This is a genomic window from Weizmannia acidilactici (genome assembly GCF_008974185.1).
Lineage (GTDB): Bacteria > Bacillota > Bacilli > Bacillales > Bacillaceae_C > Weizmannia > Weizmannia acidilactici.
Map to the genome: position 1 here is coordinate 1 of NZ_BKZP01000011.1, position 24,903 is coordinate 24,903.

21 protein-coding genes and 4 pseudogenes are annotated in these 24,903 nt (G+C 42.4%); 11 read left to right on the forward strand and 14 right to left on the reverse strand.

The window, feature by feature from the left end; translation table 11 throughout:
* Window positions 1–58: 58 nt before the first annotated feature.
* Window positions 59–361, reverse strand: coding sequence for a helix-turn-helix domain-containing protein (locus tag BpJC4_RS06430; protein WP_253693940.1), 303 nt, complete (start codon window positions 359–361; stop codon window positions 59–61).
* Window positions 362–1,275: 914 nt separating this feature from the next.
* On the opposite strand from BpJC4_RS06430, the gene BpJC4_RS06435 reads away from it, so the two are divergent.
* Window positions 1,276–2,265, forward strand: coding sequence for a S66 family peptidase (locus BpJC4_RS06435; RefSeq protein ID WP_151681645.1), 990 nt, complete (start codon window positions 1,276–1,278; stop codon window positions 2,263–2,265).
* A gap of 188 nt (window positions 2,266–2,453) precedes the next feature.
* Window positions 2,454–2,987: a GNAT family N-acetyltransferase gene (locus BpJC4_RS06440; protein WP_151681644.1), complete on the forward strand. Its 534-nt coding sequence runs from the start codon at window positions 2,454–2,456 to the stop codon at window positions 2,985–2,987.
* Between the two features lie 329 nt (window positions 2,988–3,316).
* Here the strand turns inward: BpJC4_RS06440 and BpJC4_RS06445 are convergent.
* Window positions 3,317–3,905 (reverse strand): annotated as a pseudogene (locus tag BpJC4_RS06445) (aminotransferase-like domain-containing protein); the annotation flags it as partial.
* Window positions 3,906–4,723: 818 nt separating this feature from the next.
* Here BpJC4_RS06445 and BpJC4_RS06450 point away from each other — a divergent pair.
* Window positions 4,724–6,016, forward strand: coding sequence for a type I restriction enzyme subunit R domain-containing protein (locus tag BpJC4_RS06450; RefSeq protein ID WP_253724296.1), 1,293 nt, complete (start codon window positions 4,724–4,726; stop codon window positions 6,014–6,016).
* Window positions 6,017–6,028: 12 nt separating this feature from the next.
* Complete coding sequence (locus tag BpJC4_RS06455) at window positions 6,029–6,754, forward strand: M48 family metallopeptidase (protein ID WP_151697676.1); 726 nt, start codon at window positions 6,029–6,031, stop codon at window positions 6,752–6,754.
* 304 nt (window positions 6,755–7,058) lie between these two features.
* Here BpJC4_RS06455 and BpJC4_RS06460 read toward each other — a convergent pair whose 3' ends face one another.
* From BpJC4_RS06460 to BpJC4_RS16525, 4 genes are all read right to left on the reverse strand, one after another.
* The gene (locus BpJC4_RS06460; RefSeq protein ID WP_151697677.1) at window positions 7,059–9,491 is read right to left on the reverse strand and encodes a heavy metal translocating P-type ATPase; all 2,433 of its coding nucleotides are present in this window, start codon (window positions 9,489–9,491) and stop codon (window positions 7,059–7,061) included.
* A 94-nt stretch (window positions 9,492–9,585) separates the two neighbouring features.
* Entirely contained in the window at window positions 9,586–9,792 is a 207-nt protein-coding gene (gene copZ / locus BpJC4_RS06465) for a copper chaperone CopZ (protein ID WP_151681641.1), read from the reverse strand.
* Window positions 9,793–9,806: 14 nt separating this feature from the next.
* Complete coding sequence (locus BpJC4_RS06470; RefSeq protein ID WP_151681640.1) at window positions 9,807–10,148, reverse strand: metal-sensitive transcriptional regulator; 342 nt, start codon at window positions 10,146–10,148, stop codon at window positions 9,807–9,809.
* A 147-nt stretch (window positions 10,149–10,295) separates the two neighbouring features.
* Window positions 10,296–10,415: an ATP-binding protein gene (locus BpJC4_RS16525; protein ID WP_259370063.1), complete on the reverse strand. Its 120-nt coding sequence runs from the start codon at window positions 10,413–10,415 to the stop codon at window positions 10,296–10,298.
* 41 nt (window positions 10,416–10,456) lie between these two features.
* On the opposite strand from BpJC4_RS16525, the pseudogene BpJC4_RS06475 reads away from it, so the two are divergent.
* A pseudogene (locus BpJC4_RS06475) lies at window positions 10,457–10,669 on the forward strand (C40 family peptidase); the annotation flags it as partial.
* A 337-nt stretch (window positions 10,670–11,006) separates the two neighbouring features.
* Here BpJC4_RS06475 and BpJC4_RS17085 read toward each other — a convergent pair.
* Window positions 11,007–11,231: pseudogene (locus tag BpJC4_RS17085) on the reverse strand (cysteine synthase A); the annotation flags it as partial.
* A 310-nt stretch (window positions 11,232–11,541) separates the two neighbouring features.
* On the opposite strand from BpJC4_RS17085, the gene BpJC4_RS06485 reads away from it, so the two are divergent.
* The 4 genes from BpJC4_RS06485 (at window position 11,542) to pgmB (ending at window position 17,659) form a co-directional block, all read left to right on the forward strand.
* Window positions 11,542–12,519 carry a LacI family DNA-binding transcriptional regulator gene (locus BpJC4_RS06485; protein ID WP_151681639.1) on the forward strand — a complete coding sequence of 326 codons (978 nt, stop codon included), beginning with the start codon at window positions 11,542–11,544 and terminating at the stop codon, window positions 12,517–12,519.
* Window positions 12,520–13,032: 513 nt separating this feature from the next.
* Window positions 13,033–14,439, forward strand: a complete 1,407-nt coding sequence (locus tag BpJC4_RS06490; RefSeq protein WP_151681114.1) for an SLC45 family MFS transporter — start codon at window positions 13,033–13,035, stop codon at window positions 14,437–14,439.
* A gap of 19 nt (window positions 14,440–14,458) precedes the next feature.
* The gene (locus tag BpJC4_RS06495; RefSeq protein WP_269467541.1) at window positions 14,459–16,741 is read left to right on the forward strand and encodes a glycoside hydrolase family 65 protein; all 2,283 of its coding nucleotides are present in this window, start codon (window positions 14,459–14,461) and stop codon (window positions 16,739–16,741) included.
* Between the two features lie 228 nt (window positions 16,742–16,969).
* Entirely contained in the window at window positions 16,970–17,659 is a 690-nt protein-coding gene (gene pgmB / locus BpJC4_RS06500) for a beta-phosphoglucomutase (RefSeq protein WP_013858479.1), read from the forward strand.
* Window positions 17,660–17,891: 232 nt separating this feature from the next.
* Here pgmB and BpJC4_RS06505 read toward each other — a convergent pair whose 3' ends face one another.
* The 6 genes and pseudogenes from BpJC4_RS06505 to BpJC4_RS06530 form a co-directional block, all read right to left on the reverse strand.
* On the reverse strand, window positions 17,892–18,872 hold the full coding sequence (locus BpJC4_RS06505; RefSeq protein WP_151697678.1) for an aldo/keto reductase: 981 nt from the start codon (window positions 18,870–18,872) through the stop codon (window positions 17,892–17,894).
* Window positions 18,873–19,020: 148 nt separating this feature from the next.
* Window positions 19,021–19,761 (reverse strand): SDR family oxidoreductase, encoded by a 741-nt coding sequence (locus BpJC4_RS06510; RefSeq protein ID WP_151681111.1) that lies wholly within the window; start codon window positions 19,759–19,761, stop codon window positions 19,021–19,023.
* 108 nt (window positions 19,762–19,869) lie between these two features.
* Window positions 19,870–20,103 (reverse strand): cupin domain-containing protein, encoded by a 234-nt coding sequence (locus BpJC4_RS17090; protein ID WP_371862169.1) that lies wholly within the window; start codon window positions 20,101–20,103, stop codon window positions 19,870–19,872.
* A 22-nt stretch (window positions 20,104–20,125) separates the two neighbouring features.
* Window positions 20,126–20,761: an SDR family oxidoreductase gene (locus BpJC4_RS06520; RefSeq protein ID WP_151681110.1), complete on the reverse strand. Its 636-nt coding sequence runs from the start codon at window positions 20,759–20,761 to the stop codon at window positions 20,126–20,128.
* Window positions 20,762–20,953: 192 nt separating this feature from the next.
* Window positions 20,954–21,549 (reverse strand): annotated as a pseudogene (locus BpJC4_RS06525) (SDR family oxidoreductase).
* A gap of 47 nt (window positions 21,550–21,596) precedes the next feature.
* A complete protein-coding gene (locus BpJC4_RS06530; protein WP_151697679.1) occupies window positions 21,597–22,586 on the reverse strand; it encodes an aldo/keto reductase in 990 nt (329 codons plus the stop codon).
* 163 nt (window positions 22,587–22,749) lie between these two features.
* Between BpJC4_RS06530 and BpJC4_RS06535 the strand changes: the two genes are divergently transcribed.
* Window positions 22,750–23,295 carry a TetR/AcrR family transcriptional regulator gene (locus tag BpJC4_RS06535; RefSeq protein ID WP_151681108.1) on the forward strand — a complete coding sequence of 182 codons (546 nt, stop codon included), beginning with the start codon at window positions 22,750–22,752 and terminating at the stop codon, window positions 23,293–23,295.
* Between the two features lie 106 nt (window positions 23,296–23,401).
* Here BpJC4_RS06535 and BpJC4_RS06540 read toward each other — a convergent pair whose 3' ends face one another.
* Window positions 23,402–23,809: a MerR family transcriptional regulator gene (locus tag BpJC4_RS06540; RefSeq protein WP_151697680.1), complete on the reverse strand. Its 408-nt coding sequence runs from the start codon at window positions 23,807–23,809 to the stop codon at window positions 23,402–23,404.
* A 134-nt stretch (window positions 23,810–23,943) separates the two neighbouring features.
* On the opposite strand from BpJC4_RS06540, the gene BpJC4_RS06545 reads away from it, so the two are divergent.
* Window positions 23,944–24,795, forward strand: coding sequence for an aldo/keto reductase (locus BpJC4_RS06545; RefSeq protein ID WP_151681106.1), 852 nt, complete (start codon window positions 23,944–23,946; stop codon window positions 24,793–24,795).
* Window positions 24,796–24,903: the final 108 nt, after the last annotated feature.

A 24,903-nucleotide genomic window follows, 5' to 3' on the forward strand; every position in this document is an offset into this window, starting at 1 on the left:
ATTGAAAGCGGAAAGTGTGTAGGTGGGAATATAAAAACATTGCATTTTCAGCGATATTTTATTCTTCGAATTCCACTTCCCAATCATCAGAATAATCATCACCTAATAGTTCATGAATGTCTTTTTGTGTATCATCTTGATCCCTTTTCTTTTTAAGGTATTCAAATTCTTCTTTTGATACTAAGTATTCGCCTGATTTCAGTTGTTTTCCGGAAATCTGATTTTCCCTTATCCAGTTTTTTACGGTTTCACCATCTATATCATAATAGTCGGCAACTGTCTGTAAATCAATAAACTCAGTATTATAATTGACCTTTGGTTCATTTCTGCCATCACTTTGCACATCATCATCGCCTTTCAAGTTGGTTTTATCTTGATTATCGCATGAACTTATTGAATAAAACAACGGATTAATCAATGGGAAATGGGGATCTAATGAGATATTTTCCTGCCAAAATAAATGGTTTCCATGCTAAAAAGTCGGTACCCAACCGGTAGGGAATCCGGCCAATTCAGCGGGAGAAAATGGCTATTTCCGGGTCACTTTTAGTCCCAATTCACGGGCAATCAAACTCAAGCTGGATCCAATTCGGGTCCAGTTTTTCTTTTGCCCAATCTGCCTCAAGCCCTTTTCCGGCAAGGGTTCAAGCGTTCTTCAATCTTTCTTCATCTATGTCCCCTGTTTAAAAATCCAAAGGATTTTCCCAATCTTTTTTCTTTTTCTCCGACATTGTTTCCCGTCTTTTTTCTGTTCCGTTCAAGGAAGAACTTTTTAACATTTCCAGACTATTCCGTACAACATAGCCTCCTAATTTCTGGTAAAAAATCAGGTGTTTTAGGAACCAACTTTTTAACATTGCCTTGAGGCATAGAAATGGGATTGGAGCCTTGGGGGAGTGGGGGTGAGGGGGGGATTTGGGCGGGAACCGACTTTTTAGCAGTTGAATATAGTAGAGGAAAGAAAAAGAGAGAAAGAAGAAAAAAGAAGAGGAAGATCTAAAACTGTGACTTAGTTGATTTCTTGTAGCTGAGACCGTAATTCTAAGAAATTGAAAATGGGGAGGGGTAGAGAAACTTTCAACAACAGCAGCAATGCAAGTTGGAAAGCATACTGGTCGCTTTTTCAACCAAACGTTTGATTAAACCATTTACAGGAGACTTCGTAGCGAAAAATGAAGATGAATAAAGAACATTTTGAATGGAAAGTCTTGTATAATTATATTTATACTAAATGAATTAGATGTGGCATTAGAGATATTGAAAGGAAAAAACGTTATGAGGAAACTGCAAAAAGGCGATAAGATTGGTATTTTTACACCATCTTCTCCAGCTTCCGTTACAGCAAAAGTTAGATATGAGCGTGGAAAAGCATTTCTTGAGTCAAAAGGCTTTCAAATAGTGGAGGGGAGTTTAACAAATCAGATTGAAGGTTATCGTTCAGGAACACCTAAAGCAAGAGCTGAAGAATTAAATGAATTGTTACGAGATCCCTCAATCAAAATGATTATGTCAATGATTGGCGGAACCAATTCAAATAGTCTACTTCCTTATATTGACTACGAAGCGTTCCGCACAAATCCCAAACTCGTTGTTGGTTATTCTGATGCTACAGCAATCTTACTGGCTTTGTATGCGAAGACAGGTATACCTACATATTATGGACCAGCGTTAGTACCTTCCTTTGGGGAATTTGAACCTTTAGTCAATATGACATACCAATTTTTTGAATCTTATTTTTGTGAAGAACAGGAATTACCATATAAAATCCCAATGGCTGAGTTTTGGTCGGATGAACCTGTTAACTGGTTAGAAAAAACACGAGAAAAAACCTTTTATTCAAATGAATGGCTTGGGTTTAATGACGGAATTGCAGAAGGACGGTTAGTGGGCGGCAATAATAACGCAATGTATGGCTTCATTGGGACTGAATACTTTCCAACAATTCATAAAGGCGATATTTTATTAATCGAGGATAGTATGAAAAATGCCTCGATCGTGGAAAAGAATTTTGCGATGTTGAAACTGCATGGTATTTTTGAAAAAATTGCGGCGATTATACTTGGAAAATATGAGCGTTTTGATGATTTAGGGACAGGGAGAAGACCAATTGACCTTTTACTGGAACAACTGGATGGAAAAAACATTCCAATATTGGCTGAAGTTGATATGTGTCATACACATCCCATGCACCCTATTGCAATCGGCAAAAAAGTCCGGATAGATACTAAAATGAAAACGATTTGGTGTATAGAAGATTGGATATAGTTCTTTGCTCTGCTTCAGCAGAAGAACATGCCTATATCTGGATTACTGTCAGCCCAACTCAATAGCAAGATACACACAATCAAGCTGCATCCAACATGTATCCGGCTTTTTAAGTCTAAATAAAAGTTTTAAGGAGAAAAATATGGTAAAATTCAAAAAAGATTTAATTTAAGTTGGAGGGAAAAATATTGTCCTTAATATCAAGCAATCGAATAATTTTAAAAAATATTTCAGGAAAAGACCTGGATGGCTTATTCAGGTTATATTCAGACCAGGAAGTGATGAAATTCTTTGGAAGAACGCCTGCAAAAAGTAAACAGGAAGTATTAGAAGTTATAAAACAAAATATACATATGAAAGAAGAAGGAACCGGAGTTAGATATGCAGCTTATTTAAAAGATAAAGAAGACTTTGTTGGGATCATCACTTTGAAAAGATATAATGCAAGGAATAGACGGGCAGAAATTGATTATATTGTGTCACCTGAATATCAGAGAAAAGGCTTAGCATCTGAAATGTTAGAACTATTTTTGGAAGAAGTCTTTAGAGAGTGGAACTTAGAAAGAGTTTCGGCATATGTATTCTTGGAAAACATTCCTTCATGGAAATTGTTGGAGAAGTTCAACTTCATAAGAGAGGGTATTTTACGCCATTGGACTTATGTAAATGGCAACTTTTATGATTCGTATTCTTACAGTTTGCTTTCTACTGAAGTGAAATGATAACTCTTGTTTTTATCAACATTAACTTCGATAAAAAGAAAATATAAGGAAAAAGACTTGGATTAGCCCAAAGTCTTTTTCTATGTGAGATACATTCAGTTATCTACCTAACGATTTCAGTCCCCCTTCTAAATAGCCGGTAATAGCTCGGCAGGGAATTGAGCTAATTCTGTAGAAGAATTGAGTCATCCGGATCACATTTAGTTCCGGTTAATTTCAATATAAACTCAGAATGGATTCAAAATGGGGTCAGTTTTTCTTTTGCTCACTTTTCTTCAATCGCTTATCCAGCAAGTAGTAGGAATTGGTTATCGGTTCATTAGTTTAATCTAAACTTGATCCATACTCCCTATGATCTCTGACAATTTTTCAGTCCTTTTTCCAATTGATAAAATGTAGAATATGAATCTGACAGACGAATATGGGAATGGTCAATGCTGTCATAAATGTTCCCGAGGTTCAATAAAATTCCTTCACGGAGGGCAGATTGAAACAATTTTTGCATAGATACTTGCTTTTTAAGCGTAAGCCATATATAAAAGCCGCCTGCAGGTAAATTCCAAGTGGCGATTTCTTTAAAATGTTTATTTAGGAGTTCAAGCGTACAATCCCTACGCAATTTTAATTCCATCCTGATTTCTCTTATGTACACGTCATAAAACCCACTGGACAGGCACTCTGCGACTACGTACTGTGATAAGGAACTGGAACCGTAGTCAGTCTGCATTTTAATATCTGCCAGTCGATCAATGACAGGTTCCGGTCCGACAATCCAGCCAATTCGGAGACCGGGCCCAAGAGTTTTAGACATGCTACCAATATAGAGAACCAGACCTTGGTCATCATTAGCTTTCAAGGAGGCGGTTTTTCATCAAACCATAAATCACCGTAAACATCATCTTCAATAATAGGTAACTGTTACTACTAAGCTATATTGTCCAAAAGTTGACGGTGCAAAATGCCGTGTTTTGACGGTGAAGGTGTCCAATCACTGGCATCCTGCGATTTCAAATGATTTTTTGATTTGATAAAATGTCCAGCTTTTAATAATTTTCACCCTAAAATTAGCATTGATGCTAAGGTTGTCCAAATGGGAGTATTTTAGAGTTCGAATTGGACAACGATTTTCGACTTTGCACTATGTGGACCGTTCTTAAAATAGTACGGGAAAATACATAGTTTTGCATTGCTAAAGTGTATATAAGCAACTTGACATGGAGCATCTGCGGGCATGCTTCTCTAGCCAGGAAGCCAGAACCTTCTAGGATTGGCTTCACCAAAATTGGTTATCATGCCCGCCACTCCATATAAAGTTGCTACGGAAAAACCGTTCTGCAAAACTATGTATTTTCACCATAATGAACAGCTCGTTTATTAAATCACATTAGTGGACAATTTACCCAGCAAAGCATGGACAACTTATACCGTCAACTTTTGGATATTTAAGGTAAGCAGAAACATCCATGTAAAAAAGTTGGCGTTTATCTGTTTTTAAGTCTTTCCCTCTGCTAAAAAGTCAGTATCTACTGTGGTGTAGCTGTTTCTTTCTTCTTCTTCATAGTAAAAGAGTTGGTTCCGGCTGATATTAAGTTGGTATATGAAGGAAAAAAGAAGCATTCCTGTAATGAAGGAAATTTGAGGTTTGCACAAAAAAGAGCCTCCTTGGTATGATACGAGGTGTCCAAAGCTTTGAAGCAAAAATGGACCTTTAATTTCAGCGTTTCTGGAAACGAATGATGAATCGCTACGGTACAGCGGAAAAATATGAAGATGCCATCAAAGATGAATTTGTGAACGGGGATGAGTTGGATCTGTTGATTGTCGTTGATAAATTGTTGACGGGCTTTGATGCTCCCCGGGCCACCGTGCTTTACGTCGACAAGCCGTTGAAAGAACATACGCTTTTGCAGGCGATCGCCCGGGTTAACCGCCTTTATGAAGGAAAAGACTATGGACTAATTATTGATTATCGTGGCCTTTTGGAGAAGCTGGATCAGGCGATGCAGATGTATTCCGGGGCGGGACTGGAAAACTTTGATCCGGAAGATTTACAAGGAGCCATTTACGATGTGATCAGTATCATCGGGTCATTACGGCAGCATCATTCCGATTTACGGCAAATCTTTGCCCCAATTAAGAATAAAAATGACCGGGAAGCGTATGAAGTGTGGCTGGAAGATGAGGAACGCAGAGAAACCTTTTATCATGTTTTAAGTCAATTTGGCAGAAATTTAGCCATTGCCCTCGAGTCTGAGAAAATTTACAACGCCCTGCCGCCGGAGGAATTACAAACGTACAAAAAGGACTTCAAATTTTTCCAAGACTTGCGAAAAAGCGTGAAGCTGCGTTATTCAGATACGATTGATCACAAAGAATACGAAGCCAAGATGCAAAAACTCATGGACAACTACATTGCCGCCGAAGAAGTCATTCGCATTACCAATCCGGTTGATATTCTGAATGCCAAGGCGTTTGAAGAAGAAATCGAACGGCTCGGCTCCAAGCGGGCAAAGGCTGATGCCATCCGCACCCGGTTGACGAAGAGCATTCATACAAAATGGGACGAAAACCCGGCTTATTATAAAAAGTTTTCCGAGCGGATCGAAGAAGCCATTCAGGAGTATCGTGACAAGCGAATTTCCGAGGCAGAGTATTTGAATCGAATGAAAGATATTATGAAGGCCTATCAAAGCGGGCAATCGACAGAAAGTTATCCGAAAGTCATCCGAGAAAACCGCAATGCCCAGGCCTTTTATGGAGTAACAAAGGACATCCTGAATGAAGTAACCGATGAAGCAGCAAGCTACGATGCAAATTCGATCGGTGAACTGGCTTATCAAATGGATGAAATAATAAGGGAACACCAAAAAGTGGATTGGCATGATAATCTGGAAATCCACAACAGAATTGCTCAGGAATTAGATGATCTCCTTTTTGATTTTAAGGAAAAGTACGGCTTGGATATCGACTTTGATACGATTGATAAAATCATTGAGCAAATTAAAACCGTCGCTTTAAGGCGTTACTAGGGCAGGTGCAGCATGGAAAAACATCAGATTGAATACGCCAATAGAGCCATTGATTTCGTCATAAAGCGGAAAAAGGTGAAAAACGTAAATCTCCACGTCAAACCGGACATGACGATTGAAGTGACGGCGAATGACAGAGTACCGCTGGAATTTATTACGGACTTTGTAAAATCAAAAGGCTCGTGGATTCTAAAAAATGTAGGGCATTTTAAAGAAGTCCAGCCTTTAAAACAGAGTGAGAGGGAATATGTCAGCGGAGAAACCTTTAAATATTTGGGGAAGCAATACCGCTTGCGGGTGCAAAAGACAACGGAAGAAGAAACCGTGAAATACTTTCGGGGCTTCATCTACATGTATGTAAAGGATACTGAAAACCGAAGCCGAAAAGCAAAATTGCTGGATGAGTGGTACCGAGAAAAAGCCCAACTAACATTTAATGAATCCCTTGAAAGGATGTATCCATTGGTACAAAAGTACGGAGTTGAGAAGCCAAGTATTGATGTTCGGTTAATGAAAGCACGTTGGGGATCGGCTTTAACGGAGAAAAACATGGTCCTTTTGAATTCTGAACTCATTAAAGCACCAAAATACTGTATTGACTATGTCGTTCTGCATGAACTTATTCATTTTAAATACAACGACCATAGCGACAATTTTTATCAAATGCTCTTTTCACTGATGCCGGATTGGGAGAAGAGGAAGGCAATACTGGATGAGGAAGTCGTAAAGGACTTGTAAAAGTGAACTACTCAGAATAAACCAACCAGATATATCAACAGAAGGCAGTTTCACTTTAATTTGATTGTAGAACTGCCTTTATTAAAACAAAAAAAGTGCCAGTTACATATAGAAATAGTTTTAAGTATTTCAAGGTATAAAGGGTGATTTAATGCTTCAAAATGTTGTTTTTCAATTGGTAGATTAACCCAAATTAAGAAAGTACAGGTATTTATAAAATAAAAGTTCACGTTTTCTTTGCATAAAGAAGAAAAAATTGTGGATGATTATCCATTATAATCATCCACAGGTTTCTATACTGCTCTTAATGTGCTTGAACAGGTTTCCATTTTCTTAAGAACAGTGTATTACCGACAACAGATACAGAGCTGAAGGCCATGGCGCCGCCTGCTAAAATCGGGTTCAACAAGCCAATCGCTGCAACCGGAATTAATACGACATTATAAGCGAATGCCCAGAATAAGTTTTGGTGTATTTTCCGCATCGTAGCTTTTGATAAGCGAATCGTATTGACAATGCCGATAAGATCTCCACTCATCAGGGTAATATCTGCAGCTTCCATCGCAACGTCAGTCCCTGTTCCGATCGCAATACCGACGTCTGCAGCTGCAAGGGCAGGCGCATCATTAATGCCGTCCCCAACCATTGCCACAGTTTTTCCGTCTTTCTTCAGTTTTTCCACTTCTTTGGATTTATCTTCCGGCAATACTTCTGCCAATACCCTGTCAACGCCGACTTGTTTCGCAATGGCTTCCGCTGTACGACGGTTGTCCCCTGTAATCATGACCACTTCAATATGCATTTTTTTCAACTGCCGGATGGTTTCGGCAGATGTTTCTTTTACAGTATCCGCCACTGCAATAATCCCTTCAAGCGTTTGGCCGATTGCGATATACATCGCGGTCTTCCCTTCGCTTTCCAGTTTTTCCATTTTGCTTGCTGCATTTTGGATATCAATTTGGTGATCCAGCATCATTTTCTTATTCCCGATCATCACATGCCGGCCGTCTACCTCAACCTGAATACCGTGTCCTGGTACAGCTTGAAAGTGAATGGCTTCTTTCAAAGCCAAGCCTTTTTCTTTCGCACCTTTTACAATCGCTTCACCTAATGGATGTTCAGAGCCTTTTTCTGCTGTTGCTGCGATCTGCAGCAGTTCCTCTTCTTTTAGGTTGCCAAACGAAATGATATCTGTTACTTCCGGCTGCCCTTTTGTAATCGTTCCTGTTTTGTCCAGGACAACGGTTGTGATACGCTGGGCATTTTGAAGATGTCCAGCACCTTTGATTAAAACGCCGTTTTCTGCTCCTTTACCGGTACCAACCATGACCGCGGTCGGTGTCGCTAAACCCAATGCACATGGGCAAGCGATGACCAATACGGCAACCATGCTGATTAAGGCCGGGGTAAACCCTGCTACAAAAAAGGTTACTGTGAAAGTCGCAAGGGCAATCAAAATAACAATCGGCACAAAGATCCCGGAAATTTTATCCGCCAAGTGCTGGATTGGTGCTTTTGATCCTTGGGCTTCTTCCACCAATTTGACGATTTGCGCAAGGGCTGTATCTTTCCCGACTTTTGTAGCTTTGAAGGTAAAGGAACCGTTTTTATTCAAGGTTGCACCTATGACTTGGTCCCCCTGTTTTTTGCTGACCGGCATGCTCTCACCTGTAAGCATCGATTCATCAACGGAGGAGCTTCCTTCAAGGATCACGCCATCAACCGGGATTTTTTCGCCGGCACGCACAAATAATATATCTCCTTCTACAACCTCTTCAATCGGAATATCTGCTTCCTGTCCGTTACGGATGACATGGGCTGTTTTGGCTTGAAGGCCCATCAATTTTTTGATCGCGTCCGATGTCTGGCCTTTTGCCCTTGTTTCCAGCAGTTTTCCAAGTATGATTAAGGTGATGACAATCACAGAGGCTTCGAAATACAATTCATGTCCGGTTCCAAGTACTGTGATAATCAAACTGTATAAATAAGCAGTAGAAGTGCCGAGTACAACGAGAACCGCCATATTTGCGCTTCCGCCCCGCACTGCATGATAAGCATCACGGTAATAATGGCCGCCTGCAAAAAATTGGACGATCGTTGCCAGTATGAGTTGAATCCAGGGATTCATGTGAAAAGAAAATCCTCCGCCATAATGCATGACAAGGTCAGATACCATTTGGATTAGGAAAGGAATGGAAATGATGGCTCCAATCAAAAATTTATTCCGCTGTATTTTATAGGCTTTTTCACGCGCATTTTTTTCGTAGTCTTCATTCCACTCTCCTTTTAATTTTGCATCATAACCGGCCTTCTTCACAGCCGCGATCATCTGATCAACACTTACTTGCCCGGGAATGTATTCTACATTTGCTGTTTCCATTGCCAAATTAACGGACGCTTTGATGACACCATCCACTTTATTTAAACCCTTTTCAACCCTTGTGGCACAGGCTGCGCATGTCATGCCAATAATATCAAACTTTGCTTTTTCTTCCTGTACACCGTAGCCTGTTTTTTTCACTTTTTCAATTATGCTTTCAATCGAGGCTTGTTTCGGGTCATATTGGATCGCAGCTTTTTCTGTAGCCAGATTGACATTTACCTTTTTGACGCCTTCTACCTTGGACAGGTTTTTTTCAATCCGATTGGCGCATGCCGCACATGTCATGCCAGTAATGCCAAAAGTGATATTCTTTTCCGCATTTTTTGCCTGCTTTGCTTGTAATTCTGCGGCCATATGATTCCCTCCTATCAATATCCTATACCCTATACAGGTATATTTTTTTGAAAAAAGAGAGCGTGCCTTTCAGCACAGCTCCATTCCTATGAAATTAAGCTACTTCATAACCTTGATCTTCAATGGTTTCTTTTACTTTTTCAAGCGTTACTTCGTTTGGATTGAATTCCACGTCAACTTTTCCTTCGGATAAATGGACATCTACTTTGCTGACTCCTGCTAATTCACCGACACTGCCTTTGATGGCTCTCACACAGTGTTCACAAGACATTCCTTGTACGTCTAAAGTTACTTTTTCCATTCAAGATCTCTCCTTTATTTTTTCATCGTTTTTTGAATTGTAACTAAAAACTCATCTAAAACATCCATATCTCCTTCTTGGATCCGTTCCACCACGCAATTTTTTAAGTGGCCTTCAAGAAGGATTTTGGATACACTGTTCAGAGCTGATTGGATGGCAGAAATTTGGGTAATGACATCATCGCAATACGTATCTTTTTCAATGAGGCCTTTTACGCCTCTTACCTGCCCTTCAATCCGGTTTAAACGGCTTATGAGGTTCTTTTTGACTTGTTCAGAATGATGGCTTTTCCGTTCACTTGTATGAGCAGGGCAAACGGAAGCATCATTCTCGGAATCCATCTTCAATTCCTCCATCTCACCGCCTCCTTCACGCCCCCAATATACCATACCCACCTATACTATGTCAAGGAATGGTGTTCAAATTTTTCACCGGTTTTTGGAAAAAGTACGGCTATCTTTGTTTCTGTAAGCGTCAAGTAAAATGTTACAGTTTTCAATCAATCATTTTTTATGCCATTTTTTATGCAAAGTAGAAGTTCTGTACTTCATCCGATAATTGTCACCATTTCCGTGAATAATTTCAGCTCTATGGATTATTCTGTCCAATAGGGTCGTTGTAATTACCGGATCTCCTCATCATTTTCCCCATTTTTTGGAGTGATGCAGGTTATTACAACAGTTCCTATAATGTAAGCAATCCTCGGGCAGGGGATCTTGTTTTCTTTGAAGATACCTATAAAACTGGCATTTCCGATGTGGGAATTTATCTTGGGAATAATCAGTTTATTTCTGCATCAAATGATGGTGTCTCCATTAAAAGTCTAAGTAATTCATATTGGAAGTCTCATTTTAATAGTATTAAAAGATTATATTAAGCAAAAAATATAGCAAAATTTTCGGATTTTATGCACAAAAGGTCCTAATTCAAACTAGAGTTAGGATCTTTTTGCTTGCATTTAAATGTTAGAACTCCTTTTAGAATATCGTTGCTGAAAAAATTGAAATGATAATCCACCAAAGTAAAATAGAGCCTCTATGACTGTAATAAAGAAGCTTGCAGGCCAATTTGTATAAAAACTAAGTGTCAGACCCTCCCAAACACCGATAATTGCTTATAGGATGGAAACAACAATCATGGTAGCAACAGATTGAGTAAAATATCGTATGGGGGAGCAGCTGTATGAATTAATGAAATGAAAAATTTTTTCTTTCTTATCCCTGAAACAGATCAGAGGACAGATAACGTTCTCCAGTATCGGGTACTAAACAAAGATCTCTTGCATGCTTCGGGAGACGCTTTGCCATTTTAACAGCAAAATAAGCTGATGCCACCCCGGATGCCCCACTAAAATTCCTTCTTCTGCGGCAAGACGGAGTGCCAACTTGGGCGTCTGAATCCTTTATAAGCAAAATTTCACCAATGATATCCCTGTTTAAGTGATGCTAGTATTTATAGAGGGGGGAGATGGCGATCATGACAATCATGATGATGAAGGAAACCATCCTTCTAACCCCGGTTTGGAAAGTCACAGTGAATCCGGTTCTACTGCAGAAAAGCAGAACAAAGGGAAACTGATCCTGGATGTCAATTGTGCGTCGGCTGACATTGCTTACCCTATGAATAAATAATTTAAAAATCATGTATTCAGTCTATGATTTCTATGAATAATTGCTTAAAATAAATCTATCTAAGAGCTCTGCATCGATCCGATTATTCAGTTATTTTTCCTGAAGAAAGGTGATTTAGATGACAACCATTCGGGATATTGCGAAAAAAGCAAATGTCTCCGTTTCGACTGCTTCACGGGCTTTGAATAATAATCCGCGCATCAGCGTAAAGACAAGACAGCGCATCCAAGCCATCGCAGCCGCGGAAGGTTATATGCCGAACTATAATGCCAAAAATTTAACGCTTGGTGAGGCAAACGTCGTAGGGGTTGTATTTCCGGCAGCTGAAAACAATGTACAGGGGAATCCTTTCTATATTGATATTTTACGGGGCATCAACAAACAGCTGGCCCCTCGCCACTACGTTCTGTCAGTTGCGATTGGTGATCACACAGAACAAGTTTTTGAGAACGTGAAATCTATGGTTGAACAGGCGAAAGTAAAGCGATTTATCTTACTGTATTCCTATGCAGGCGATCCGGTAACAGAATACTTGCGAAAAAAGGCATTGCGCTTTGTCATTATCGGCGAGCCGGTTGAAGATAAAAATGATTTTTATGTAGACAATAATAATTATCAAGCTGGTATTGCTGGAACAGAATACTTGCTCGGGCATTTAGGGGCGAAACACCCGGTTTTTGTCGAATCTTCCCATGAATGGCCTTATGAGCGCAGCAGGCGGGAAGGCTTCCAGGCAGCCATTTTAAGACGTGGCGTTTCCCCACTGATTTACCGTCTTCAAAAGGAAAACAATGACGGCATAACGGTGGAGTTTATCCGGCAGCATCCGGAAATTGATAGTATCATGGCGACTGATGACATGATCGGTTTTGAATTTTACCATCATTGGCAGTGCGCCCATCCTGGCAAAAGCATACCGGCTGTAAGCTTTAATCATTCTTTTATTTTACAATTGGCAAATCATCAGTTTCATTCGATCAATTTATTTCCGGAAAATCTCGGTTCTGCAGCTGTCGAGCTGCTTTTTACAGATAAGGAAAATAAAGGGGGCGAAGAGCCACCGCGTAAAATCATTCTGCCATTTGAAATCAGTTAACGGCAGTGTTTTACATGCAGCAGATTCCAATCTTGCAACCGGTTTATGGATATTGTGTGAAACCGGTTGCGCTGATCCGGTAAAATCATATATAATAAAGATGTTCGATGCAGAAGACCCAAAATGATGAACATGTTCATTTTTTATTGCCTGTAATGCAACCGATTGCGCAATCCCCTGCCATGAGGTTTTAATAAGATTAAATCTATAACTACTAGCTGGAACTAAGAAATCTGGAAGAAAATTTGTTGGGGCTTCCAATAAATATGGAAAGCGATAGTACATTGGCGGCAAAAATGCAACCGGTTGCGCATTGAAAAGGGGGAATTACGATGAGGATTACCCAAAAATAAGGGAATAAAACTTCTGCTGGAACGAACCAATATGGATCTTCAAAGTCTGTAATAAATATGGAAAGTGTCTCTGCGTTTACGGGGGAATGCAACCGGTTGTGAACGCAACCAGAAATATCCGGCCTGACCGCAGGCTCTTAAATAGAATGGAGGAATGATCATGCGAGCAACGGTGAATACCGACGAAAAAAGTATTGGACGGGTAAAATCATCTGCAACTGTTAAAGACGGCAAGAAAATTGGCAGCCACCAATTGCCGGCGCTGCCAATCAGCACGATTTGGATGATTAGTTTTGGTTTTTTAGGTGTGCAAATGGCCTTTTCGCTGCAAAGTTCGAATATGGGGCGCATCTTTCAAACGATTGGCGCCGATCCGACAAAATTAGGTTTCTTCTTCATCTTGCCGCCGCTTGCTGGACTTGTTGTCCAGCCGTTGGTCGGTTATTTCTCTGACCGGACATGGATACCGAAACTGGGCCGCCGGATCCCTTATTTGTTGGTAGGGGCCGCTGTGGCTGTGATAGTTATGTGTTTGCTTCCGAATGCCGGAAGTTTTGGCTTTGGGTTCGGATCAATGACAGCGTTGACATTTGGAGCGGTGACTATCTTGTTTATGGATTTATCTTCCAATGTAGCCATGCAACCGTTTAAGATGATGGTCGGCGACATGGTAAATGAAGAACAAAAAGGTTTTGCTTATGCTGTCCAAAGTTTTCTCTCTAACAGCGGTGCAGTACTGGCCTGTATTTTTCCGTTTGTTTTAACGGCATTGGGCGTTTCAAACAGTGCTCCAAAAGGCGTGGTGCCGCAATCGGTTGTGGTCTCGTTTTACAGCGGAGCCGTTATTTTAATTGTGTGCAGCCTGTTTACGGTTTTTAAAGTCAAAGAATATTCCCCGGATGAGTATGCCGTTTATCATGGCATCCAAAATCAAGCACAAAAAGAAAAAATGGGCATGTTTCAATTGCTCCTCAATGCGCCGAAAGAGTTCTGGACGATTACTGTCGTACAATTTTTCTGCTGGATGGGTTTTCAATATTTGTGGACGTATGGAGCGGGGGCAGTGGCCAAAAACGCTTGGAATGCAGTGGATCCGTCAAGCACGGCCTATCAGGAAGCAGCCAACTGGTTCGGCGTTTTATCAGGTGTGTATTCCCTTGCCGCGGTATTTTGGTCTCTTGTGTTAACAAAGGTACCGAAAAATAAACAGAAACCGGCTTATGCGTTCAGCCTAGTGCTTGGCGGGGTTGGTTTCGGTTCAGTTTTCTTTATCCACAACCCGGGCACATTACTTGTTTCGTTTATCCTGATCGGCATTGCATGGGCTGCGATGATGGCATTCCCGTTCACGATTCTGACCAATGCATTATCAGGAGAGAATATGGGAACCTATCTCGGGTTGTTTAACGGCAGCATCTGTTTGCCACAAATTGTGGCTTCCTGCTTAAGTTTTGTGATATTCCCGGCGCTCGGGTCCTCTATGCCGGCGATGATTTTGTTGTCAGGCGTGCTGCTGGTTATTGGGGCGGCTTCTGTTTCGCTGATTAAAAAAACGCAAACAAAGTAAATTTTTATGGAAAAGGGGAATGAATATGAAACGTATTTTTGAAGTACAGCCATGGAATGTTGTCAGCCATGATTTTAACCGGGCAGAAAAAAGGCTGCAGGAATCCATGACCAGTTTAGGCAACGGCTATATGGGCATGCGCGGGTTTTTCGAGGAGAACTACAGCGGAGATACTTTGCCGGGCATTTATTTAGGCGGTGTATGGTTTCCGGACAGGACCCGTGTAGGGTGGTGGAAAATCGGTTATCCTGAATACTTCGGCAAGGTGATTAATGCCATCAATTTTATTAAAATCAATATTGCGTTAAACGGAGAATTTATTGATTTGGCTAAAGATGAGATTACCGGATTCGAACTGAATCTCGATATGAAAAACGCACGTCTTACCCGTTCTTTTACTGTGGAAAAGGGTACGGTAAAAGTTGTGGTTACCTTTGAACGTTTCTTGAGTGTTGCCCAAAAAGAATTGTCAGTCCAGCGGGTTCGCCTAAAAAATCTCGGATCAGATGATGTGGACGTTAAGATCATTTCAGCCATCGATGCGGACGTTAAAAATGAAGATGCAAACTACGGCGAACGCTTTTGGGAAGTATTGCAAACTGATCAAAAAGAACAATCCGGATCACTGGTTGCCATTACGAAAGCCAACCCGTTCGGAACCCCGCGCTTTACGGTCGGGGCGGAAATGCACCATCGGACAGCTTTGCAAGCGAAAGTAGCTGCACCGGCTCATGATAAAGAAGTTGTAAATGGATTTAGCGGTAAATTGGTAGCCGGTTCGGAAATCGATTTTGAAAAGCGCGTGATCGTGGTTACCTCTCGGGATTATCATACTCAAAATAATTTGGTTTCTGCGATGAACGCGATCAGCGAAAAAACTGACAATCTATCCTATGATGAATTATTCGATGCCCATCGTGCGATTTGGGCAGAGCGCTGGGAAAAGTCGGACGTCAAAATTGAAGGCGATGTTGCAGCACAGCAGGGGATCCGTTTTAACCTCTTCCAGATGTTTTCAACGTATTATGGTGAAGACGCCCGCCTTAACATTGGTCCGAAAGGATTTACAGGTGAAAAATACGGCGGTGCCACGTATTGGGATACTGAAGCTTTTGTCCTGCCGTTTTACTTGGGGGTGGCAGAACCAAAAATTTCCAAAAATCTGTTGAAGTACCGTTACCAGCAGCTCGATGGCGCTTATCATAATGCTAAAAAGCAAGGATTAAAGGGCGCTTTGTTCCCTATGGTCACTTTCGATGGCATTGAGTCCCACAATGAATGGGAAATTACGTTTGAAGAAATTCACCGGAACGGGGATATTGCCTTTGCCATTTATAACTACACCCGCTATACCGGAGACAAGTCCTATGTTTTAAACGAAGGCAGCAAAGTGTTGACAGAAATCTCCCGGTTCTGGGCTGACCGCGTGCATTTTTCCAAACGCAAACAAAAATATATGCTGCACGGCGTCACCGGTCCTGACGAATATGAGAATAATGTGGATAATAACTGGTATACCAACTACATGGCCCGATGGACTTTGGCATACACTTTGCAGGTCCTGGAGGAAGTTTCTCAGGAACAGGCAGCTGTTTTAAATGTGACAGAGGAAGAAAAACAGTTGTGGCAGGATATTGTAGACCGCATGTATCTTCCGGAAGATGAAGAACTCGGCATTTTTGTCCAGCATGACGGTTTCCTTGATAAAGATATTAAGCCTGTGAGCGAAATTCCGGCTGATGAATTGCCAATCAATCAGCACTGGTCATGGGATAAAATACTGCGTTCGGCGTATATCAAACAAGCGGATGTATTGCAAGGAATCTGGAATTTTATTGATGAATTTACACCGGAACAGAAAAAACGCAACTTTGATTTTTACGAACCTTTAACCGTGCATGAATCGAGCCTGTCTGCTTCTATCCATGCGATTCTGGCTTCCGATCTGCACGATGAAAACAAGGCGGTGGAAATGTATGAACGGACATCACGCCTTGACTTGGACAACTATAACAATGATACCGAAGACGGGCTGCATATCACTTCAATGACGGGGAGCTGGCTGGCTATTGTGCAGGGATTTGCCGGCATGCGTGTCCGGGATGGCAAGCTGCACTTTGCCCCGTTCCTGCCGAAAAAATGGGACAAATACCAATTCCGCCTGTTGTTCCGAGGCCGTCTGATTGAAGTAGGTGTGGATACAAATGGAGTGTCACTTGAATTGCTGGAAGGCGAACCCTTGACGGTCGGTTTGTATGGAAAAGACGTTGAACTGGTTGCACAATCTTCGGTTTTTGTTTAAATGATTCTCCTTTATGCGAAGATATCGGAGGCATTTTTCCAAAATATTTTCATCCTAAGGCTCGGTTAAATGTTATTGTTGATGGCCGCGGGAGACTCCTGCGGGATAAGCGGGCCAGGCTGGCCCCCTCTTGCTGAGGTATCGGGCAAGAATTGGCAAACGGGCGGATATCGCGGCCATCAACATTGTACACTAACGTAAAAATAGAAAAAGTCTGGGAGATTCCAAATGAGAAGTTTTCATGATATTAAAGGATTTGCTTTTGACCTTGATGGTGTATTGACGGATACCGCCCGTTTCCATGCACAGGCATGGAAGAAAACGGCAGAGGAAGTCGGCACGAAATGGACAGATGAACTGGCTGCGGGTTTAAAAGGAATCAGCCGGATGGATTCCCTGGAAATGATCCTGAAGGCCGGAAACTGTGAGCATTCTTATACACACGAACAGAAAGCACAATTGGCAGATGAAAAAAATGAGTATTATAAAAAGCTGATCGATACATTAACGCCGGAGGATATTTTGCCGGGAATGGCTGAATTTTTAATGGAGGTCAAGCATAAAGGGTACAAGCTTGCCGTCGCTTCGGCTTCCAAGAACGCACCCATCATTTTAGAGAGATTGGGCATCGCTGATATGTTTGATGCGGTTGTTGATCCGGCTGCTTTAAAATCCGGTAAGCCTGACCCTGAAATTTTTGTCCGCGCTGCAGAGTTGATGAATCTGCAACCTTGTGAAGTGATCGGCTTGGAAGACTCTATCGCGGGTATCAAGTCAATTAATGGTGCGGGGGAAGTATCGGTCGGGATCGGGGACAAAGATGAACTTTATGAAGCGGCTATCCACTTTGCCTCAACCGCGGAGGTCAGCCTTTCTGCCATTCAGGGTGATCCATATTTTTCTAGATCAAATTTGTAAAATATCCATTGTTCATCTAAGAAAAAGAAATGGATATTTTTTCAGAAAAGGGGCAGTCCCAAAGTCCTTTTTAAACAAGAAAACCCGTTGAGATATTAATTTTTCTCGACGGGTTTTTTCATTTAAAGCAAAATTTCCCCTGTGGAAACGGTCCTGAGAAACTATGTCACGACCGTTAGAGCAAAATTTCTGCTTAAAAGGGGCTTCTGGGACAGTCCCTTGCTAAATGCTATCAGTCCAATCCAAGAACAGGCTGCGGCACGTACGGCTCTTCCAAATATGCCACTTCTTTAGGGGTTAACTTGGCCGAAAGTGCAGCGACCGCATCTTCGAGATTGGATACTTTCGTTGTGCCAACGATCGGGGAAGTGACCGGTTCTTTTTGCAGCACCCAGGCCAGCGCAATTTGGGCGCGGGGAACACCGTGTTTTTCTGCAATTTCCTTCACGCGCTCAACGATTACGCGGTCTGTATCGGCGTTCCGGTCATAGAATTTTTTCGCAGTGTCATCCAATTCGGAACGATGCGTTTTTTTATCCCAATCCCGCGTCAATCTTCCTTTGGCAAGCGGGATCCACGGCATGACAGCGATTTTTTCTTCCTTGCAAAGCGGCAGCATTTCCCGCTCTTCTTCGCGATATAAAAGGTTGACCTGGTTCTGCATGGAGACAAACCGGGTCCAGCCATGTTTTTCCGCGACATGCAGCGCCTTCATGAACTGCCATGCATACATGGAAGAAGCGCCGATGTATCTTGCCTTCCCGGCCTTGACGACATCATGCAGAGCTTCCATCGTTTCTTCGATCGGGGTATTGTAGTCCCAGCGATGAATTTGGTATAAATCGACATAATCGGTTCCCAGCCGCTTCAAGCTTTTATCGATTTCACTCATAATGGACTTCCGGGAAAGTCCGGCACCATTCGGACCTTCATGCATACGGAAATACACTTTTGTGGCAATGACAATTTCATCGCGGTTGGCATAATCTTTGAGCGCCCGCCCGACGATTTCCTCGCTTGTTCCTTCCGAGTAAAAATTCGCCGTATCAAAAAAGTTGATTCCTAGATCAAGCGCTTTTTTAATGATCTTTCGGCTGTTTTCCTCATCCAATGTCCACCCCGGATATCCTCGGTCCGGTTCGCCAAAGCTCATGCAGCCAAGGCAAATCCTTGATACATCCATGCCGGTATTACCGAATTTCACATATTCCATTTGATTGGCCTCGCTTTCCAAAATGAATGTTCATACATTAATGGACATCTGTATATCATTATAAATCTCAACAGAGTGCTTACAATGGTTCATTGAAGTTCAATTGTATATTATTCATGAAGATTTCCATGCTTCAAAATGCCTCGGTTTACCGCTCTTGGCGTGTAGGGCGGATAATCATTTCATTAATGGCGGTATCTCCCGGCATTTCAATAGCAAACGCAATGGCGCGGGCAATTCTGTCCGCCGCGATGGCGCCTTTATAAATCTCATCAATGCCGGGTTTGAGATCCATATCTGTAATGGCACTTGGCAATTCCGTATCCACAGCCCCCGGCGAGATAATGGTGGTGCGGATATTGTTGGCATACTCTTCTTTCCGAAGGCCTTCTGAAATCGCGCGCACAGCAAATTTCGTTCCGGCATAGACTGTGCTGCCTGCCCCGACAAAATGGCCTGCCACAGAAGAAAGATTAATAATATGGCCGGATTTACGTTCCCTCATGGTTGGGAGTACAGCCGCAATGCCGTAAAGAACGCCTTTAATATTGACGTCGATCATCTTATCCCAATCTTCCACTTTTTTCTTGTATAAAAATGAATGCGGCATAACCCCGGCGTTATTGATTAATACATCGATTGTCCCGAATTTCTTCAATGCAAATGCAGCCAATTCTTCCACTTGTTCATACTTCGTTACATCTGTCACTTTGTAAACAGCCTGTCCGCCATTGCTTTGAATTTCTTCCTGCAGCTTTTTTAACCGGTCCTCGCGGCGGGCTGCCAGCACCAGCTTCGCGCCTTTCACTGCCAGTTCTTTTGCTGTCGCTTCCCCGATTCCGCTTGAAGCACCTGTAATAATAACTACTTTATCTTGAATATTCGACATCTTCACATCTCCCCTTTAATTTAATGGTTATATGCTTCATCCGTTACGGGTTCCAGCCACTCGGTGTCCCCGTTTTGGACATTTTGTACTGATCGCGATATGCGTAAACTAGCTGTCCGGTGCAGCGCCGTGCCAATGTTTTACACCTGGTGCAATCTTGACGACATCCCCGGTATGAAGTTCGCGGGCCGGTTTGCCTTCTTCCTGATAATAACCTCTGCCGCCCGTTACAAGCAGAATCGTGATCAGCCAAGGAGCTGTTCTTTGGCTGATGATAAAAAAGTAAGCCAGTAAGACGGTCCCAAATACGCCCCACCGGTAGCCGCTTTCCTGTTTCTTCATGTTCGTGATCCTCCGGCGATTTTTAGTAAAAAGCCGGTTTGTCGCCATCCGTATTTGGTTTATTGATGCCGACACTGTGGCGGACTTCCAATCCCGGTGTTACGGCTAATTTCACCACAAAAGCGGCAATGCTTTTTCGGGAAATTTCTGTTCCTTTGAACGGCTCGCCTTTTTGTGTAATTTCATAATCCACTTCGTCTTTATTTGTGAACCAGGCTCCCCTGATAATGGTGTAATCAAGATCGGATGCTTCTATGATATCGGCCGCTTTTCGGAATTCAAAAAGGTTGCTGCCGCACATTCTTTTATTCCATTCTCCGAACTTGCCCGGCACTTCGTCATAAATGCCTAAAGCATTAATCGCGATGAGTCTTTTTACACTTGTTTTTTCCATCGCTGCCACAATATTTTTGGTTGCTCTTACAATATCTGAGCCTATGTTAGAATAAACGACATCCTGCCCGGCCATCGCTTCTTTCAGTTTTTCAAGATCATTGACATCCCCTTCAATGATACGTTCCCGTTCCGGATTAACCATTTTCAGCCTGTGTGCATTGCGCAAATAAAGCGTCAGCTTCACGTCGGTTTCTTTCAGGAAAAGATCCCTTGCAAGGCGTGAAATCCGGCCGTTTGCGCCCAAAATTAAAACATTCGTCATATCAGCCCTTCTTTTGTTTGTTTTTTTTGAAATGAACATTTATATAAAATTAAACATCTGTTCATAATTATAAGCAGAATTGGTATGCTTACAATTGTTAAATAACCGTAATTTGTATATTAATGAACAATCCATATAAAATTGTATATTTTTATTGGATAATCAAAGTTGCCGCATGCATTAAACCCAAAGTTATGAATTTGGTTTACTAATCCCCAGGCTTTGGCGGACCCCCAATTCCGGGTTTAAAGCCAATTTCACAACCATGTCTGCAACACTTTTACGCGACACATCATGCCCTTTAAATGGCTCACCTTTTCGGGTAATTTCATAGCCGATTTCATCTTTGCTGGTAAACCATCCCGGCTTTAAAATTGTATAGTCGAGGTCTGAGGCTTCAATGATCTCGGCTGACGTTCGTATGGATCCAAGATACTGCTGTACCGCTCTCCTGGGACTTCACCATAAATTCCCATCGAACTGATCCAAATAAGACGTTTCAGGCCGGTCGTATCCATTGCTTTGACAACAGTTTTTGCCATTTGTTCCAATCTGCCGGCAAGATTGGCATAAACCACATCTTGCCCAATCATGGCTTCTTTTCGTTTTTCAATATCCAACACATCGCCTTCGATAATGCGGACGCGGTTAGGCTCAAGATGCTGCAGCCTCTTTGCGTTGCGCAAATAAAGCGTCAGCTGTGCATCAGTTTCGTTGAGGAATAATTCAATCGCATGGCGGGCAATGGACCCGTTTGCGCCAAGAATTAATACATTCGTAAAAGGTATGACCCCTTTTCACTTGTTCTAGAGTAGAGTAAAAACTGTGCCATTTATTATTTACCCGTCCGGTTTGCATAATCCGAACCTGCCGGATAGCGGTCCCCCGAAATTTTGATTTTTGAAAGCACATCGTTCAGATCCTTCAGTTCTTCAGGCGTCAGCTCAACGTCTGCGGCGCCCAAATTTTCTTCAAGGCGTTCCAGTTTGCGCGTGCCCGGAATCGGGACAATCCACGGTTTTTGGGCAAGCACCCATGCGAGCGCAATTTGGGCCGACGTTGCGTTTTTGCTTGCTGCAACCTTTTTGATGAGGTCAACCAAAACCTGGTTGGCTTCAATGTTCTCCGGTTGGAAGCGGGGGACGATGCTGCGGAAGTCAGACTCCGCGAATGTGGCATTTTTATGAATTGTTCCGGTAAGGAAGCCTTTTCCGAGCGGGCTGAACGGTACAAAGCCGATCCCTAGTTCCTCAAGTGCAGGGAGCAGTTCTTCTTCAGGGCTTCTCCACATCATGGAGTATTCGCTTTGGACGGCAGTGACCGGCTGAACCGCATGTGCGCGGCGGATCGTTTCCACTCCTGCTTCAGAAAGCCCCCAATTCCGGATCTTTCCTTCTTTAATGAGATCTTGAATGACGCCGGCCACTTCCTCGATCGGCACGTCCGGGTCAACGCGATGCTGATAGTACAGGTCAATCGTTTCAACCTGAAGCCGTTTGAGCGAGCCTTCGACGGACTTTCTGATGGTCTCCGGTTTGCTGTCAAGTACCTGCTTGCCATCTTTCATTTGGATGCCGAATTTGGTGGCAATGACGACTTTTCCCTTGTAAGGAGCAAGTGCTTCGCCCACCAGTTCTTCATTGATATACGGGCCGTATACTTCGGCGGTATCAAAGAAAGTCACCCCGCGGTCAATCGCTGCATGGATCAGCGAAATCATTTCTTTCTTATCTGCTGCCGGACCATATCCATGGCTCATACCCATGCAGCCAAGGCCGATTGTCGAAACTTCGAGCCCGCTTTTTCCTAATGTACGTTTTTGCATAATGGATCACCCTTTCAGGAGAAAGTTGAACATTGATATATTATTAAACATTTGTTTATAATTATAAACAGAAATAAGAGGTATACAATTGTTAATTGAGCTTAAATTGTTTATTAATGAACAAATCCATAAAAATTGTTCATAAAGCAGGGTGAATGTTTAGATGCCGAAAGTCGACAGGAGAATAATCAAATCACAGGAAGCGATTAAAAAAGCGTTGATTGAACTGATGGCTGAAAAAGGTTTTGATGCCGTGACCATACAGGATATTGCAGACAGGGCGGATGTCAGCCGGGGCACCGTTTATCTTCATTACGTAGATAAGTATGATCTGCTCGATAAGTTGATCGAAGAGCATATTCACGAAATGAAAAGAATCTGTGAAACGACAGCTGAAATGGAGTATGATGAAGCGAATCTGCCATGGTTCGAATACATTGAAAGCCATTATCAATTCTTTTCAACGATGATGGCGAGCAAAGGGGCGCGCCATTTCCGCACCCGTTTCCATGAGTTTTTGATGGAAGAGTTCAAGGATGAAGTGAATGTAAAAGAAGGAAAAAACCAGGGATTAAACGAAGATGTCATTCTACAATTCATTGTATCGTCATATGTAGGGATCGTGGAATGGTGGATTACGAATGGGATGCCTTATCCGCCGGAAGTGATGGCGCAGCAAATCGGGATTTTACTGGAGCGGAATTTGTAAACCCGGCAGATTTAAAAAAATGTTATATAAGCAGAGAAAACCCCGCCGGGGAAAATTGTGTTTGTCGGCGGGGCTTGGGGGATAGCCCTTTTCTATGAATGTATCATCATCTTTCCATTTTTTTCCATTTCCCAGGATTCGTGTCATCCGGTATCACATGATTGATAATATCAAGGTAATGCTTCGCTTTTTCTTCCATATATTCAGCTGTTCGTTTCGCTTCTTCTAGCCGTTGCAGCGCAATTTCTTTTTGTTTCAGGATGATTTCATAGCGTTCTTCAATCGTAGCATCGCCTTCCAAACACAAATCTACATAAGTTTTGATGTCTTTCACGGACATTCCGCATTGTTTTAAATATTTTACGCCTGTAAGCCAATTGATGGATTCATCATCGAAAAGGCGGTTATTGTTTTTGTCCCGTTGTACGCTTGGGACCAAGCCCTTATCTGTATAATATCGGATAGTATGTTCAGTCAATTCAAGCAGCTGGGCCACTTCTTTCACTGTATACATGGCAATCCCTCCCCTTGAAAAAATTTTTCTGAATCACTTGACTTCGTGTTGCTCGAAGGTGCTAGGCTAATACTAGCACACGGATGTTAAAGTTGCAAAATGCGTCATCACATTAAAAGACAGGAGGATTTCAAATGCAAAAAGTCACTTTAAACAATGGCGTTGAAATGCCGATTCTTGGTTTCGGGGTTTATCAAATTGAGGATGCAGATCAATGTGAACAAGCCGTTTATGACGCCTTGATGACGGGTTACCGCCTGATTGACACGGCTGCCGCTTATATGAATGAAGAAGCGGTCGGCAGAGCCATTAAACGGAGCGGTGTGCCGAGGAAGGAATTGTTTGTTACGACAAAACTTTGGATTCAGGATGCCGGTTATGAGAGCGCCAAGAAAGCATTTGCGAAATCTCTGGAAAAACTGCAATTAGATTATTTGGATTTGTATTTGATCCACCAGCCGTTTAATGATTATTACGGCGCCTGGCGTGCGATGGAGGAATTGTACCGGGAAGGGAAAATCCGGGCAATCGGCGTCAGCAACTTCCAGATGGACCGCCTTGTCGATTTGATCTCCCATAACGAAGTTGTCCCTGCTGTGAACCAGATCGAGACCCATCCTTTCTGCCAGCAAATCGAGAGCGAGAAAGTGATGAAAGAGTACAATGTTCAGATCGAGTCATGGGGGCCTTTTGCTGAAGGTAGAAATAACATGTTCCAAAATGAAGTTCTGGTTTCACTGGCTGAAAAACATAACAAATCCGTTGCCCAGGTGATATTGCGCTGGTTAACACAAAGAGGCGTCGTTGCGATTCCAAAGTCTGTCCACAAGGAAAGAATCATTGAGAACTTCAATATCTTTGACTTTGAATTGGACAAAGAGGATATGGAAAAGATTGCTGCATTGGATACGAAGCAAAGCGTCTTCTTTTCACATCGCGATCCTGAGATTGTTAAATGGCTTACGAACGTGAAATATGATCTTTAAGCGGGCCGACTGTTTTTTAGCGGATATTCCTGATGCCATGCTGATTTGCCCTGCCTCCGGTTGCTGACAGCAGGGTAAGAGCATTTTGCCCTGCCTTTCCAGGTTATC